Source organism: Chloroflexota bacterium (assembly GCA_020850535.1).
In the GTDB taxonomy this organism is placed as follows: domain Bacteria; phylum Chloroflexota; class UBA6077; order UBA6077; family JACCZL01; genus JADZEM01.
Window position 1 is genome coordinate 38742 of record JADZEM010000003.1, and the last position, 15928, is coordinate 54669.

Consider the following 15928-nt stretch of genomic DNA (forward strand, 5'->3'; position numbering starts at 1 on the left):
CAGCCCAGGAGGTGATCTTTCTGGACCTTGACGACGACCTCGGAACGGTCAGGGCAAAGCTTGAGTCCTCCGCCGCCGACGAGGTCTACGTCGTCATCCCCAAGAGATCGCCGATCCTCCGGACGCCGCTTGAGTTCCGGATCCTCGCCCGCCTGACGCATCAGCTCTCCTCGGAGACGATCATCGTCACGGGCGACGGTGGACGGCGCTCGCTGGCCCGCCAGGAGGGGCTGCGGACCCGCCGGTCCGTCAACTCGCTGCGGCACCTGTCACGGCCGCCGGGCACGCGCTCGTGGGGCCTCCCGAGCCTGCCGGACTGGATTCCGCTGCCGTCGTTCGCGGGGCTGATCCTGACGGCGCTCGTCGGCGCTATCGCGGCGGTCGTCGTGTTCGGCGTCGTGCCGGTCATGAAGGTGACGGTCTCGCCCCAGATCGTGCCGCAGCAGCAAGAGATCGAGATCATGGTTGACCCGAACGTCAAGACGGTCGATCTCTCGCGGCGGCTGGTGCCCGGCGAGATCCTCCAGCAGCGCGTCGAGGTCGTCGGTTCGATGCCGGCCAGCGGCGCCAAGAAGGTCGGGCGGGACAAGGCGCGCGGCGAAGTGATGTTCATCAGCCAGAACAACCAGCCGGTAACCATCCCGCGTGGAACAAACCTCTTCGCGACCAACGGCGTCCGCTTCGTGACGGATCAGGATGTCCAGGTGCCGGCGCTCAGCCTTGGGACCGCGCGCGTGGGCATCACGGCGGCGGATGCCGGCCCGGCCGGCAACGTGGACGCGCGGGCCATCGTGCGGGTCGAGGGCAACGGCATCGCGAACATCACGCCGCGCAATGACCGGCCCGTCGCCGGCGGCACCGACCGCGACGGCCGGGTCATCACCACGGACGACGTGGCCAAGCTGCGTGAGCAACTGCAGAACCGCGCCCGCGAACAGGCCCTGGCCGAGTTGTACGCCCGCGCCGGCAGCGAGAAGTCGCTGGTGCAGCAGAGCGTCCGGCTCCAGCCGGAGGGCGAGTCGTTTGAGCCGGCTGTGGACACCGAGGGCGACCAGGTCAATGGCCGAGTGACGATGCTGGCGAAGGCGGTGATCTTCGCGAACGCCGATTTCAACGGGCTGGTGCAGAAGACCTTCCTGGCGATGGCTGGCCCCGGCTTCGACCTGCCGCTGAGCCAGCTTGGCGTCGGCACGCCCGAGGTGCTGGGCGTGGACGACACGAAGGTCCGCATCAAGACGCGCTCGCAGGCCGGGCTGGTGCGCCAGGTCAACGGCGAGGATCTGGTGGAGCAGCTGCGCTGGAAGAGTCCATCCGAAGCCCGCGCCATCCTCTCACGGATCGACGGTCTGAGCCCCAGCAACGCCCCGAGGGTTGACCTCTCGCCGGACTGGGCGCCGCGCGCCTACCGCGTCGAGGTGACCGTGCAGGCGCCTCGGTGAGGTGACGACGCCTCCGGGCCGGATCCTGGCCATCGACCACGGCACGAAGCGGATCGGCGTCGCCATGAGCGACGAGCTTGGCATGCTGGCGACGCCCCTCTGTATCCTCCAGCCGCGCGCGGCTGACCGCGCCGAAGCGGTGGCCGCGCTGGTCCGCGAGCACAGCGCCGTAGAGATCCTGGTAGGCTACCCGCGCACCCTGCGCGGCGAGGCCGGGCCACAGGCGCGACGGGTGGAGCGGTTCGTGCAAGCGCTGCAAGCGGTCGTCAATGCACCGGTGAGGTTATGGGACGAAGGGTACTCGACGGCCGAGGCGACGGCCCGAATGGCCGCCGGCCGCAAGCCGTCCGCTGGACGCCAGCAGCCGAGGCGTCAGCAACCGATTCACGTGGACGCCGTGGCCGCGGCGGTCCTCTTGCAGGAGTATCTGGACTGGCGACGCTCTTCAAGCTCCTCTTCGCGCTGATCGCGGTCGGCCTGATCGCGGCGGCTGGTGTCCTGGTCTACGGGATGCTCGGCGGGATCGGCAGCCTGCCGGGCCTCGTTCGCGGCGGCATCAGCCAGCTTGACACGCCGGTCAGCAGCGACTCGCGCCTGGTCACGTTCACCGTCAAGCCGGGTCAGTCTGCCATCGACATCGGCGAGGCGCTGCAGCAGGCCGGGCTGATTCGCTCGCCGATCACCTTCCGGGCCGCCGTCGAGGCGCGCGGCGTCGGCGCGAAGATCGAGTCTGGCGACTATCAGCTCAGCCCCTCGATGACGACCGCCGAGATCGTGGCGGTGCTCTCGAAGGGCGCGAGCCGCACCGGTATCCTCGTCACCATCCCCGAAGGCTGGCGCGCCGAGCAGGCGGCACAGAAGGCCGAGGCCGTGGGCGTCGGACGCGCGGACGACGTGCTGACCCTGGTGCGGGCGGGCGCGGGGGCGGGGCTGCCGCTTGCCGAGCAGCCGCCGTCTGGCGCGTCGCTGGAAGGCTACCTCTTCCCGGACACCTACGAGGTGGCGAAGGGGGCCACGCCGCGCGCCCTCGTCGAGATGATGGCGAAGCAGTTCGACAAGTCGGTGACACCGGCGCTGCGCCAGCGCCTGCAGAATCGTGGCCTGTCGCTGCACCAGGGCATCACGCTGGCCAGCATCGTGGAGCGCGAGGCGGCGATCCAGGCCGAGCAGCCGGTCATCGCCAGCGTCTACCTGAACCGGCTGAAGCGGAACATGCCACTCCAGGCCGACCCGACCGTGCAGTTCGCGGTGGCCTCTGGCAATCTCGCGGAGGCCGTCGGCTTCGGCTTCTGGAAGCGCGAGCTGACTCGGGACGATCTCCGCAACCCCTCGCCGTACAACACCTACGTGCAGCGCGGCCTCCCGCCTGGGCCGATCTGCAGCCCGGGTCTGGCCGCCCTCGAGGCCGTCGCCAACGCCGCCGACACCGAGTACCTGTTCTTCGTGGCGAAGGGCGACGGCAGCCACGTCTTCGCGAAGACCGACACCGAGCACGCGGCGAACGTTGAGCGCTACCAGCGGTGACGTCTCAGGGCGAGCAGGCGCGCATCGCCGCCTACTACCAGGAGCGCGAGGCGGCCGGCATGGCCGCCCGCTACTCGCTCTTTCAGCCGGGCAGCCTCTTCCGGATGCAGAGCTTCGAACGGGATCTGCTGGCAGCGCTCACCCGCCACGGGCGGACGGCGCTCCGGCAGTATCGGATGCTCGACGTGGGCTGTGGCGACGGCGCATTCCTGCGGCGGCTGGTCAGCTGGGGCGCAGACCCGGGGCTGCTCAACGGCGTGGATCTGCTGCCGGAGCGCGTGGCGGCGGCTCAGCGGGTCGATCCGGGCATCGACGTGCAGCAGGCCGACGCCAGCGCGCTGCCCTTCGAGCCGGCCGCGTTCGACCTCGTTTTTCAGCACACCGCCTTCTCGTCGATCCTTGACGACGGGATGCGCCGGGCGGTGGCCCGTGAGATCGAAAGAGTGCTGCGGCCCGGCGGCCTCATGGTATCCTACGACTTCCGTGTGGCACGGGATCGGCGGAACACCCGTCCGCTGCGAGCAGCCGACCTTGCGGCCCTGTTTCCTGGGTACGCTGCGGACGTTCGCCGCGTGACGCTCGTCCCACCGCTCACCCGGGCGCTGGCCGGTCGGAGCTGGCTGTTGTGTGAGATCCTCGAAGCGATCCCGCTGCTGCGGACGCACGAGCTGGTCGTCCTCACGAAGCCGTAGCCGCGAGCGGCAGGAGGATGCATGATCGCCCAAGGTCTGGCGCTGGATGGCGGCTCGCCGATCCGCGCAAGCTGGCTGCCGTTCCACCGTCCGCGCATCGAAGAGGACGAGATCGCCGAGGTGGTGGACACCCTGCGCGGCGGCTGGCTGACCACCGGCCCGCGCGCCAAGCGCTTCGAGCGCGAGTTCGCGGACTACGTGGGCGCGCAGTACGGCGTGGCGGTCAACTCCGCGACCGCCGCCATGCACCTGGGCCTGGAGGCCATCGGCATCCGCCCCGGCGACGAGGTGATCGTCCCATCGTACACGTTCACCGCGACGGCCGAGGTCGTGCTCTACTTCGAGGCCCGCCCGGTGATCGTGGACGTAGACCCGGTCACCCTGAACATCGACCCGGCCGCCGTCGAAGCTGCCATCACCCCGCGCACGAAGGCGATCATGCCGGTCGATATGGCGGGCGTCCCCTGCGAGTACGACGCCCTTCGCGACATCGCAAAGCGCCACAACCTCGTGCTGCTGGGCGATGCCGCCCACTCGCTGCCAGCCTACTACAAGGATGAGATGGTCGGGACGCTCTGCGACCTGACGGCGTTCAGCTTCTATGTCACCAAGCCGCTGGCGACGGGCGAGGGCGGCATCCTGGTGACCAACAATCAGCAGTGGGCCGAGCGCGCCCAGGTCATGAGCCTGCACGGGATGAGCCGCGACGCCTGGAAGCGCCACACCAGCGAAGGCTCGTGGTACTACGAGGTGGTGGCCCCCGGCTTCAAGTACAACCTGACGGATGTCGCGGCGGCCATCGGCCTGCGCCAGTTGACCAAGCAGCAGCGCTTCCTCGACGAGCGGCGCGCCATCGCCAGCCGCTACACGGCAGCATTCAGTGCCATGCCCGAGCTGGAGCCGCCGACCGAGCCAGCGCACGTGCAGTCGTCGTGGCACCTGTACATGCTGCGCCTGAACCTCGACTTGCTGCGGGTGGACCGCGCCGAGGTCATCCGGGCCATCAACGCCGAGAACATCGGCACCAGCGTCCACTTCATTCCCTTGCACCTGCACCCCGCGTACCACGAGCGGTACGGCCACACGCCGGAGTCGTTCCCCGTCGCCTACCAGCAGTACCAGCGGGTGATCTCGCTGCCGTTGTTCCCCGGCATGACGGACCAGGACATCGAGGACGTGATCGCCGCCGTGACGCGGGTGGTGCGCCATTACCGGCGCTGAATCAGTTCCTCGATGGTCGTCTGCGGTGCTCCGATTGGACTCGGTCTCACTGTGACGGCGCACACGCCGTCATCCTGGGACGGCACGGCCGTTCCCGAGCCGGCGCTCAAGCGCCCGCTGGATCTGCTGGCGGCCGGCCTCGGCCTGCTCGCGCTCGGGCCGGTCCTGGCCGGCATCGCCGCCGCCATCAAGCTGGACTCGCCCGGCCCGGTCCTCTACCGCGCGACTCGCACCGGCCGGTTCGGCCAACCGTTCACCATGTACAAGTTTCGGACGATGCAGACGCGCCAGGATCACACCGCGACCCGTATCACCACCCACGGCGACCGCCGTATCACGCGGGTCGGCCGCCTGCTGCGTTCGGCGCGCCTGGACGAGCTGCCGCAGCTCTGGAACGTCCTGACCGGCGACATGAGCCTGGTCGGGCCGCGCCCAGAAGACCCGCGGTACACGGCCCTCTACACGGGGGCAGACCGGCGGGCGCTCGCCGTGCGGCCAGGGATCACCAGCCTCGCGGCCCTGCTCTACCGCGACGAGGATCGCCTGCTGGTGGGCGCGGACTGGGAGCGCGTCTACGTGGGCGAGGTGATGCCGGCCAAGCTTGCCATCGACAACGCCTACGTCGAGCGACAGTCGGTCTGGCTGGACGTGAAGATCCTCCTGGCGACGGCCCTGGCCCCGCTGCGCCTCGAAGGCTTCATCGACCTCAAGGGCGAAGTCGAACGGCTGCGCGGCCGGCAGCCTGTGCGGCAGACCGGCCAGGAACCGGCGACGGCGTGAACGTCCAGTCCTGGTGGCGACGCGGCCAGCCAGCGAGCCGGGGTCCGGAATCTGGCCAGGGCGGCGCCAGCCCGGCTCTTGCCGGCGGCGAGGACCGCACGGCGGCCAGCACTGACAACGGCGGGGCGTCGCTGGATGGACCGCCGCTGACGGGCTTCCGCCGCGCAGCGGCGCGGCTGGTGGCGCTTGAGCCGTGGCTCGCCCCCATCTGCGCGCTGATCCTGCTGCTGGCCCCCAATCCGCTGATCTGGCCAGCCGCCCTGGTCGGGCTGCTCCCGAGCGCGGCCCGGCTGGCGACCACGGGCCGTCCCTGGCGCGCCTCGGCCTTCGATGGACCGCTGCTCCTGCTGGCAATCGGCGCGCTGCTCGGCGGTTGGGCCAGCCTCAGCCGCGACGGCGCACTGATCCGCCTGACGGGCATGCTCGGCGCGTTCTTCCTCTTCGCCGCCGCCCGCGAGCACCTGCGAGGGGCAGGCACGCTGCGCTGGCTCGTGCCGGGGCTGCTGGCGAGCGCCGTCGTGAGCAGCCTGGCGCTGATGGTGCTGGTCGGGCCGTTCCTGCTGCTCGATCACGTGCCGCCGGTCGCCTGGATCGTCAACGCGGTGGATCGCTGGCAGCTCGGCGCGTGGTTCGTGGATCAGGATTGGCTGCTCCAGCGGTATCGCTTCCGGGCGTCGGGCGTCGGTGCGCTCGGCGTGATGGGGCTGGCGCTCGCCTTCGCCATGTTCGTCGGGCAGGGCGGCTGGCGCGCACGCACCATCACCCTGCTCACCGTTCCCGTCTTCCTGATCATGCTGGTGGTGGCGGACAATCGCGGCTCGATGCTGGCCGGCGCGATGACCGTCGGCGCGATGGCGACCGTCTGGCGGCTCCGGCTGCTGCCGCTGGTTCCGCTGGCGAGCCTGTTGACCGTCCTCTTCCTGGCGTTCGGCCCCAACGACCGCGGCCTCAGCCTCAAGACGCTGGCCCAGCGATTCTGGTTCTGGGAGAACAGCGTCTACCTCGCCCGCGAGGTGCCGCTGACGGGCGCTGGGCTGGGGCTGGAGTCCGTCCAGCTGGTCTACCGCGCCTACTTCCTGCCAGCCTACCCGCCGTTCAGCCACGCCCACAACATCTACCTGCAGGGGCTGCTGGAGTACGGGGTATTCGGGCTGCTCGGCCTGCTCTGGTTCGGACTGGCGACCCTCTGGGTCGGGTGGCGCGCCCCGGCCGCCGGCGACCGCTGGACCATGGCCGGCCGGCTGGCCGGCTTCGGCCTGTCGGCGACGATGCTGACCACGGGCCTCAGCGAGATCGTGATGCTGACGACGTTCGGCAACGCGCTGGCGTTCGGGGCGTTCGGCCTGCTGGCGGCCACCTCGGACCGGCCACCGGCGACGGCTGCGGCTTCGATCCCCCGAAGGCGCGCCGCCAGACTGCCGCGCTGGCAGCGCGTCGGCGCGGCAGCCGCCGCCGCGCTGGCCCTGGCGGCCATCCTGGCGGTGACACCCCTCGGCCCCGCGCTGGCGGCGCGGGTGTTGCTGAACGCCGGGACGGCCGATCTGAATCGCGCCACGCTCTCCGAGAGCATCGACAAACGCGCCCGGGACCAGGCCCTGGACCGGGCCACCGAGACGCTTCGGCTGGTCACCACGCTGAACCCGGACGACCTGGCCGGGCAGCGCAACCTGGCATTGGCGCTTGCCGCCAACGACGACAGCCGGCGCGGGCGGGCCGCAGCCGACCGTGCCCGCGCCCTCACGCCGGCGAACAGCCGCGCCGACCAGTTCCAGCTGGGCCGGATGTACACCAGCCTGAACGCCTGGGGTGACGCCATCCGAGCCTACCAGGCGGCCGAGGCCGCGCCGCAGCTCATCCAGCTTGGGAATCGGCTCCTGCGCCTCCGCAACTTCGACCAGGCGACGAACGCCTTCATCGCGACGGCGCGGGTGGACCCGACCAGCCGTGGCGCGTACGAGGGCGTCACGCGGGCCGTGCGCGACCGCAAGGGCTCCGCCGACGACGCTGTCGCGGCACTCGGTCCGCTGCTGGAGCGGGACTCGAAGACTGAGTATAGCGCGCATCTCCAGGCGGCCCAGATCTACCGCGAGGCCGGCCGGCTCCACGAGGCCGCCGACCAGCTGGTCCGCGCCGAGGAGCTGTACGGCGGCCCGGAGCTGGCTTTCGAGCTGGGGCGGCTGATGCTCACGGGCGGCCTTCCCGAACGGGCCGAGCCGCTCCTGCGACGCCCGGTCAAGGAACAGCCGTACGAGCCAGACAACTGGCTCTGGCTGGCTCGGGCGCTGGCCGCGCTCGGGCGGGACGAGGAGGCCATCGACGCAATCCGCCAGGGACTCTCGAAGGTGGATACGTCGGGGCAGTTCGCGCCGCCGGCTGAGAAGCTCCCGGAGACGGCCGCCGTCCGGGCCGCCGAGATCAAGCGGTCGGAGCGCGCCCCGATGCTTGGCGTCATGGCCGAGAGCATGCTGCGCCTGGGGCGGGCCGCCGACGCCCTGCCAGCCCTCGACGAGGCCGTTGCCGCCGTCCCGAAAGATGCCTGGCTGACGGGATTGCGCGCACAGGCGCAGGCGGCCGAACAGGGCGGCCAGGTCAATCTCGCGCTCAACCCGTCGTTTGACCGCGACGGCTCCTGGACGCTGCGAACGGGGGAGTGGTGGCTGCGCCCCGGTCCCCGCAACCTCGTGAACGAGTTGCCGGCCATCGCCGACGGCGTCGCGGCGATCGCGCAGCCGGAGACCGGCACTCGAACGCTGGTGCAGGAGGTTCTGGGGCTGGAGCCGGGGCGGCGCTATCGGCTGACCGTCCGCCTGCGCGGGCAGGGGCTCACCAGCGACTCAGTCCGCGTCTCGATGGTCAATCACCGCACGACCCGCGAGGTCGTGCGGATCGTGGAGCAGCCGCAGACGCCGGGGGCATGGCAGACCGTCTCTCTGGACAGCGCCGTCTCGGAGGACAACCTGACCGTGATGATCGGCTTCGGGCCGCACGCGCCGGCCGGCGCGCAGATCTTCGTGGACGAGGTGACCCTGACGCCGGCCGACGGTCCACGTTCGGCGACGGCCCCGAGCCGCCCAGGTGGGTAAGCCGGTCGCCAGCCGATAGCCCGTTCGGGGAAAACTGCCAGATGTGCGACCGGAGTGTCGCAAGAAACCAGCCCTCTCGGCCGTTCCGTCGCGTTGTTCATGATGAGGGTGACGGGGTGTCCGGTCAGGTCGCCTGCCCTCCAGGGAGCGCTCGCGACAATGAGTCTGACCATGCAGCCCGGCAACGGCCTCGCCAATGGTGCGTTCAACGGGTCGTACGATACGCCGATTGACACGACCGACTTCTGGCCGAAGCCGCCGGAGACGATCGAAGAGACCGGGCTGGTCGTCCCGATGGTCGAGGATCACCTCGTCCGCCTGCTCTACTTCAGCCAGCAGGCCACGGGCGCCGAGCTTGCGGGGCTGTGCGGCATTCCGTACGTGGCGCTCCAGGGTCTCATCCACGGGCTGGTGCGCGACCACGTGTTTGAGATCGTCGGGCAGAAGACGCTGGTCGAGGCTGGCTACCGCTACCAGCTCGCGCCGAACGGCCGCTCTCGCGCCGACGAGTCGCTCCGCCGGACGTGGTATCGCGGACCGCTGCCGGTCCCACTGGAGCGGTACGTAGAAGCGATCCGCGAGCAGTCCATCGGCGAGGTCGTGATCCGCCGGGACGCCCTCCGCACGGCGTTCTCGGACCTGGTCATCAGCGAGGCGTTCCTGGACCGCATCGGTCCAGCCGTCAACGCGGCGCAGTCGATCTTTCTCTACGGCGCGCCGGGCAACGGGAAGACGGCCATCGCCGAACGGATCACGGCGATGATCGGCGGCGCGATCTTCATCCCGCACGCGGTGGAGGTAGACGGCTCCATCGTCATGCTCTACGACGAGCTGAATCACCACGCCGTCAGCGACGAAGGCTCTCGCCGCTACGACCGCCGCTGGCAGCGTATCAAGCGACCCGTGGTGATGGCTGGTGGCGAGCTGACACTGGCTTCGCTCGACTTGATCTGGAACGACATCGGTCGGTTCTACGAAGCGCCGCTCCAGATGAAGGCGACCGGCGGCACGTTCCTGATCGACGACTTCGGTCGGCAACTGGTCCGGCCGGTCGATCTGCTCAACCGGTGGATCGTGCCGCTGGAGCGCCGTATCGACTACCTCACGCTGATGACCGGCAAGAAGCTGGAGATCCCGTTCGACCAGCTCCTGATCTTCTCGACCAACCTGAACCCGGCCGACCTCACGGACGAAGCGTTCCAGCGGCGCGTCCGGTTCCGGATCCCCGTGGACGATCCGACGATGGATCAGTTCGCGGAGGTCTTCCAGGCGGTCTGCAAGGCGAAGCGCGTCCCCTTTGACTTCGAGACCTTCGAGTGGCTGGTGGAGACGTGGTGGAGGCCGTACGAGCGCCCGTTCCGGATGGTGCAGCCCCGCGATCTGGTCAACCAGCTGATCGCCATCGCCAAGTACCTGGGCGAGCCACCGGCGATGGCGCCCGAGCTGCTGAACCGCGCCTGCCGCAGCTACTTCGTCGTGGACACGACGCACGCGAAGACGGCGGCGCACGGCGTCTGACCTGCCGCCGACGCCCCACCCTGATGCTGTCCCAACGAACGTGTCTGGAACGCCCCCATGATTCCCGGACACGTCGAATGATGCTGCACGAGGGCGAGCGGCACGCCATCCGACCACCTGGCTCGTCGCGTAGGGGCGCGCGACGGGCCAGGTTCCCCCGTCGCTGGAACAGGCCGCGGCTCAGCCGGCGAGGCCGGCCCGCTCCAGCACCCGCTGCGCCCGCGCGACCATCGGCACGTCGATCAGCTTGCCGTCGAGATTGATCGCCCCGGTGCCGCCGGCTACGGCGTCGTCATACGCCTGGATCACCCGCTGCGCCCAGGCGACCTCGGCATCGGTTGGCTTGAAGACCGCGTGAATGGTGGCGATCTGCGATGGGTGGATCGCCTGCTTGGCGGTGTAGCCGAACTGCCGCCCCTCGACCGTCTCCCGTTCGAGCCCCTGGGGATCGTCGATAGCCGTCCAGGGCGTGTCGATGGCGAGGCGGCCGGCCCCGTGCGCCACCAACGCCACCTGTGCGCGGGGGTAGCGCGTCTCGATGCCGTCGCGCGTCCGCTCCACACCGAGATCGAGGGTGAAATCCTCAGCGCCGAACGCCAGCCCCAGCACGCGGGGCGAGGCCGAGACGATCTCCGCCGCGCGCAGCGATCCCAGGACCGTCTCGACGATGGGCACGATCCTGATGCCGCCCATCGGCAGCCCGAGGCGCAACTCACACTGGGCCAGCAGCATGTTGGCGACCTGAATCTGCCCGATGCTTTCGGCCTTCGGCAGGAAGATGCCGTCGAGACCGGGCGCAACGACCCCCTGCACGTCGGCGGCAAAGAACGCTGAGCCGACGGCGTTGACGCGCACGAAGACCTGAAGCCCGCGCAGCAGCGGCCCGTCCAGCCGCTCGCGGACCGTTGTGCGCGCGAGCGGCTTCTCGGCCGGCGGGACGGCGTCTTCCAGATCGACGATGACCGCATCCGGGCGGAACTCGGCGAGCTTCTCGTAGAAGCGCGCACGGTGCCCAGGCACAAAGAGCAGTGAGCGTAGCACAAGGGCATTATGGCGAGGGCCGGCCGTGCGCGGCCAGACGCGTTCTGTCCAGCCGTGGGCAGATCAGGCCGGCGTGGCCGCCCGCACCTCGAACAGCGTGTCGAGCGGCAGCGTGAGCGCGTGGTCGGCCAGCGACCGCTTGACCTGGATCAGCTCCTGCCAGTCGGCCGGCGTCGCCACGCCCTGCCCCACCACCTGCCACAGCTCGAAGAACCGGAATGGGATCAGGCCGGGCCGCAGCTCAAGCTCGACCCGCCGGCCGTGCGCGCCGGTGACCTCCCAGCTGTACGCATGCGCAGCGAGCGGATTGTGCCGTCCGCCGGGCCGGCTGGTATCCACCGTATACGCGCCACGACTGACTGCCCGCGTGACCATCTCGAAGGCGTCGCGGAAACCGTTCCCTGGATGCCCCGACACGATGGCGATGTCAGCCCGTCGGGGCGTGATCGACGGATAGAGCGCCCCGAGGGCCGCCCGCAGCACCTGGAAACCGAGCGCGGCCCCGCCGATGGAGTGCTGGCCATGATACTTTTCGACATCGGCGAAGCTCAGGGTGATGAGATCGTCAGCGTCCATGATCTGAATGGTCGGACCGCTCACCGGACATGCTCCTCGTGGAATGACTTGCAGGGGATGACGGATGGCGCGTATCTTAGCACACGGTAATAGTCATCATAAGAACATGCTACGGTCAGATGGGGCGCAGCGCCGCGTGACGCCTGATCGCGGGAGTCGACCGTGTTTCGCGTCTCGTCCACATCGATAAGCCGCCGCGCGCTCCTGGGCCGACTGGCTGGCGGCAGCGTACTGCTGCTGGCCGGTTGCCAGTCTGCGCCGCCTGCCACGCCGCCACCGGCTGCGCCGGCCTCGCCGTTGCCCGCCGCGCCGGCCGCTGCCAGCCCGGCCTCGGGCAGTCCAGCCCCGGCTGGCCCGCCAGCGGCCGGAGCCGCTGTCCCCTCGCCGGCGAGCGCGCCATCACCGTCTGTCGGCGGCTCCCCGGCCGCGGCTGCCTCGCCGTCGCCAGCCGCCTCGCCGGCCGCCGCGTCCGCGGGTGCGGCGGCCCCTGCCGCGTCCTCGGCCCAGGCCCGCCCGAATCTGCCGCCGGCCGACGTGGTCAGGATCGCCTGGCAGGACGTTGGCGCGCCGACCCCGTTCCGCATCACGGTGGCCGGCCCGGGCGGCGCGGTCCTGCTGACCTACCTCTACGACACGTTGACCTGGAAGGATGAGCGCGGCATCATCCCGTGGCTGGCGGCCTCGTGGACGATCTCGCAGGATGCTCGCGAGTACCTGTTCACGCTCGCGCCCAACGTGCTGTGGCATGACGGCAAGCCGCTCACAGCCGAGGATGTCGCGTTCTCGTTCGAGTACTTCGGCAAGACGCCGTACCGCTGGATGACCACGGGGATGGTGGAGCGGGCCGAGCTGCGGGGTACAGACAAGGTGCTGATCCAGCTGCGCCAGCCGTACGCCCCATTCCTGGAGGATGTCGCCGGCATCGTGCCGATCATCCCCCGCCACGTCTGGGCCGCGGTGACCGATCCGGTGGCGTTCGACGGGCCAGACGCGTCCGTCGGCAGCGGGCCGTACCGGCTGGCCGAGTACCGAGGGGGGCAGGGCGCCTACCGGCTGGTGGCGAATCCGGCGTACTTCAAGGGCGCGCCGCGCGTCGCCGAGATCCAGCAGTTGAACGTCCCGCCCGAGACGCGCATGCAGGCGACCCTGCAAGGGCAGTTGGAGCTTGCCCAGAGCCTGGACCGCGCGGCCGTCCGCCTCTTCGACGGCAACCCCCGCTTCCGCGCCCACCTGACCCCGCCACAGTCCATCGTCCGGCTGGTGGTCAACACGAAGAAGGCCCCGCTCGACCGCGTCGAGGTGCGGCAGGCCATCGTCCACGCCCTCGACCGTGCGAAGATCGCGGAGGCGGCCACGGGCGGCGAGCCGATTGTCGGCTACGACGGCGTGATCCCGCCCGGCTCGCCGTGGCACAACCCGAAGGCGCGCAGCTACGCATTCGACGTGAGCAAGGCCCGCGAGCTGCTCAAGGGTCAGGCGATCGCGCTCGATCTGCTGGCCGATCCACCCTCGCGCGAGCCGGACCTGATGGTCCCGATGCTGGCAGCGGCCGGCATCACGCTGAACGTCAAGCGCGTCGACGCCAAGACCCGCACCGACCTCCAGCGTGAAGGTCAGTTCGACCTGGCGCTGACCGGGCACATCGGCGTGGCCGGCGACCCTGATTTCCTGCGCCGGTGGTACTCTGGCGAGGAGACGAACGACTTCGCCCTGGGAACGGCGTTCTCCGACCCGGAGTTCGACCGTCTTGGGAAGCAGCAGGCGGCCACGCCGGGCATCGAGCAGCGGCGGCCGCTGGTGGACCGCATGCAGGAGATCATGGCCGAGCAGCTGCCGACCATCGTCATGTACCACCGGGTGTTCATCTGGGCCTACGACAGCGCCAGGATCGCGCCCATCGACACCTGGGGCGGCCTGATCAACGGCGTGCCGTTTCCCCACAACAAGCTCGCCTTCCTCAACCGCTGACGGATGGCAGGGCTGCTGGCCCGGTACGTCGTGCTGGCTGGGGCGGTCGTCCTCCTCAACTTCCTGCTGCCGCGCTTTCTGCCGGGCGATCCGCTGGATTTCGGGACAGATGAGGGCGTAGACCCCAGCCGCCTCACGCTGACAGCCGAGGGGCGCGCCAGGATGGTGGAGGTCTACCGCCTCGATCAGCCATTGCCGCGGCAGTTTGTCGGCTATCTGAGCGATCTGGGGCGGCTCGACTTCGGGCGGTCTATCGGGCGCGGGACGCGGGTGGCTGACCTGATCGCCCAGCGGTTGCCCTGGACGCTGGGGCTGATGGGCGTGACGGCAGTTCTGTCGAGCCTGCTTGGACTGGTGCTCGGGCTGGTGGCGGCGTGGCGTGGTGGCCGGATCGACGCGACGATTGTCGGGGTCGCGACCAGCCTCGCAGCCCTGCCCGAGCTGCTGGTGGCACTCGGGCTGCTGGTGACGCTGGCCGTCGGCGCTGGCTGGTTCCCGCTGTACGGCGGCCAGACGCCGTTCGCGGGTGCAGCCGCCAGCAGCCTCGGCGGGACGGCTGCCGTGGCGAACCCGTTCGCGACGCCGGAGACCGTGACGGCGACGGTGACCTCGGCCGGACCCGGCCTGCTGGCGACGGCCCTCGACATCCTCTGGCACCTGACCCTGCCGGCCCTGGCCCTGCTGATCTCGACGACGGCCGCCTTCGTGCTGGTGGCGCGTGGCACGGTTCGCGCTGAGCTTGCCCAGCCGTACCTGACGGTCGCTCGCTCAAAGGGTCTGGACGAGTGGCGCATCCTGCGGACCCACCTGCTGCCGAACGCCGCGCTGCCGCTGGTGACGCTCTTCGGTCTGCGTGTCGGCCAGATCCTCGGCGGGGCGGTGGTGGTGGAGCGGGTGTTCGCCATCCCGGGCCTGGGCCTGTTCGCCTACGAGGCGATCCGCGCCCGGGACTACCCGATCCTTCAGGCCGTCTTTCTGATCGCGAGCCTGTTCGTGCTGGCCGTGCAGCTGACGCTCGACCTGATCTCCCGTGCCCTCGCATCGCGTCATGCCGGCTGAGCGCCGAGGAGCCCGCCGGCCGGTCGTGGGCGGACGCGGGCAGATAGTCGCAGGCGCAACGGTGCTGCTGACCCTCACCGTACTGGCGCTGCTGGCCCCGCTCGTCGCGCCGTACGATCCACGTCTGCCCATCGGCCGGCCGTTCGAGCCGCCGAGCGCCACCCATCTGCTCGGCACCACCGACATCGGGCAGGATGTCCTGAGTCAGTGCATCTGGGCGGCTCGCTGGACGCTGACCATCGCGCTGGCGACGACGCTGATCTCGACGGTCCTTTCCTGGTCGGCAGGGGTCACGGCGGGCTTCTGGCCGCGCCTGGACGGCCCGGTCACCGGCCTTGCCGATCTGCTGCTGGCGCTCCCGGGCGTGCCACTGGCGATGCTGGTGGTGACGCTGGTCGGTCCGAGCCTCGCGGCCATCGTGGCAACGCTGGGCGCGCTGTCCTGGCCGGGCTTCGCGCGGATCGTCCGATCCCAGGTGCTGGTGCTTCGTGGGCGGCCGTACGTCACGGCCAGTCGGGCGCTCGGCGCAACCGACGTTCGCCTCGCGATGCGGCACATCGTGCCCGGCACGTTCGAGCTGCTGCCGGCCAAGATCGTGCTGACGGTCAGGTTCGCGGTGTTCGGCGAGGCGACGCTGGCGTTCCTGGGCCTGGGCGACCCGGCGACGCCAAGCTGGGGCGGCATGCTCGGCTGGGCGTTCAACGATCCGCTCCTGTTCACACGCCCGACGTGGGGCTGGCTGGTAGCGCCGCCGGCCGTGCTGATCACCCTCACGGTGCTGGCGGCGACCTGGATCGCGACAGGCGTCGAGGCGGGCGGCATCCAGACGCATGCGACCGGTCGCGCACGACAGCGGTCGGACGCAGCCGCCGGCCGGCCCAGGCGAACGGCCTGATAGTCGCCAGCGCGGGTGTTGCTATGGCCCCCTTCAGGTCGGATAGAATTCGTGGCGCGGCGAGGTAGCTCAGCGGTAGAGCAGGGGACTCATAAGCCCTTGGTCGGGAGTTCGAATCTCCCCCTCGCCACC

Annotated in this window: 13 protein-coding genes and 1 tRNA gene; 12 read left to right on the forward strand and 2 right to left on the reverse strand. The window is 70.2% G+C overall.

Annotated elements, in window-relative coordinates; genetic code table 11:
• Positions 1 to 11 precede the first annotated feature (11 nt).
• The 8 genes from IT306_00180 (at position 12) to IT306_00215 (ending at position 10257) form a co-directional block, all read left to right on the forward strand.
• A complete protein-coding gene (locus IT306_00180; protein MCC7366806.1) occupies positions 12 to 1439 on the forward strand; it encodes a baseplate J/gp47 family protein in 1428 nt (475 codons plus the stop codon).
• Between the two features lies 1 nt (position 1440).
• On the forward strand, positions 1441 to 1905 hold the full coding sequence (ruvX, locus tag IT306_00185; protein ID MCC7366807.1) for a Holliday junction resolvase RuvX: 465 nt from the start codon (positions 1441 to 1443) through the stop codon (positions 1903 to 1905).
• A 44-nt stretch (positions 1906 to 1949) separates the two neighbouring features.
• On the forward strand, positions 1950 to 2963 hold the full coding sequence (mltG, locus tag IT306_00190; protein ID MCC7366808.1) for an endolytic transglycosylase MltG: 1014 nt from the start codon (positions 1950 to 1952) through the stop codon (positions 2961 to 2963).
• Positions 2960 to 3655 (forward strand): class I SAM-dependent methyltransferase, encoded by a 696-nt coding sequence (locus IT306_00195; protein MCC7366809.1) that lies wholly within the window; start codon positions 2960 to 2962, stop codon positions 3653 to 3655. Before mltG ends, IT306_00195 begins: the two co-directional genes overlap by 4 nt.
• A gap of 21 nt (positions 3656 to 3676) precedes the next feature.
• Positions 3677 to 4876 carry a DegT/DnrJ/EryC1/StrS family aminotransferase gene (locus IT306_00200; GenBank protein ID MCC7366810.1) on the forward strand — a complete coding sequence of 400 codons (1200 nt, stop codon included), beginning with the start codon at positions 3677 to 3679 and terminating at the stop codon, positions 4874 to 4876.
• 12 nt (positions 4877 to 4888) lie between these two features.
• A complete protein-coding gene (locus IT306_00205) occupies positions 4889 to 5656 on the forward strand; it encodes a sugar transferase (protein ID MCC7366811.1) in 768 nt (255 codons plus the stop codon).
• Entirely contained in the window at positions 5653 to 8739 is a 3087-nt protein-coding gene (locus IT306_00210; GenBank protein ID MCC7366812.1) for an O-antigen ligase family protein, read from the forward strand. Before IT306_00205 ends, IT306_00210 begins: the two co-directional genes overlap by 4 nt.
• A 159-nt stretch (positions 8740 to 8898) precedes the next feature.
• A complete protein-coding gene (locus IT306_00215; protein ID MCC7366813.1) occupies positions 8899 to 10257 on the forward strand; it encodes an ATP-binding protein in 1359 nt (452 codons plus the stop codon).
• 180 nt (positions 10258 to 10437) lie between these two features.
• Here the strand turns inward: IT306_00215 and IT306_00220 are convergent, their stop codons facing one another.
• Both IT306_00220 and IT306_00225 read right to left on the reverse strand, forming a co-directional pair.
• The gene (locus IT306_00220; GenBank protein ID MCC7366814.1) at positions 10438 to 11298 is read right to left on the reverse strand and encodes a CoA ester lyase; all 861 of its coding nucleotides are present in this window, start codon (positions 11296 to 11298) and stop codon (positions 10438 to 10440) included.
• A 63-nt stretch (positions 11299 to 11361) separates the two neighbouring features.
• Positions 11362 to 11874 (reverse strand): hypothetical protein, encoded by a 513-nt coding sequence (locus tag IT306_00225; GenBank protein ID MCC7366815.1) that lies wholly within the window; start codon positions 11872 to 11874, stop codon positions 11362 to 11364.
• A 162-nt stretch (positions 11875 to 12036) separates the two neighbouring features.
• Here IT306_00225 and IT306_00230 point away from each other — a divergent pair, with 162 nt between their 5' ends.
• The 4 genes from IT306_00230 (at position 12037) to IT306_00245 (ending at position 15926) form a co-directional block, all read left to right on the forward strand.
• Complete coding sequence (locus tag IT306_00230; GenBank protein ID MCC7366816.1) at positions 12037 to 13842, forward strand: ABC transporter substrate-binding protein; 1806 nt, start codon at positions 12037 to 12039, stop codon at positions 13840 to 13842.
• Between the two features lie 3 nt (positions 13843 to 13845).
• Positions 13846 to 14901: an ABC transporter permease gene (locus IT306_00235; protein ID MCC7366817.1), complete on the forward strand. Its 1056-nt coding sequence runs from the start codon at positions 13846 to 13848 to the stop codon at positions 14899 to 14901.
• 61 nt (positions 14902 to 14962) lie between these two features.
• Positions 14963 to 15796 carry an ABC transporter permease gene (locus IT306_00240; GenBank protein ID MCC7366818.1) on the forward strand — a complete coding sequence of 278 codons (834 nt, stop codon included), beginning with the start codon at positions 14963 to 14965 and terminating at the stop codon, positions 15794 to 15796.
• 58 nt (positions 15797 to 15854) lie between these two features.
• A tRNA-Met gene (locus tag IT306_00245) sits at positions 15855 to 15926 on the forward strand.
• The last annotated feature ends 2 nt before the right edge of the window (positions 15927 to 15928 follow it).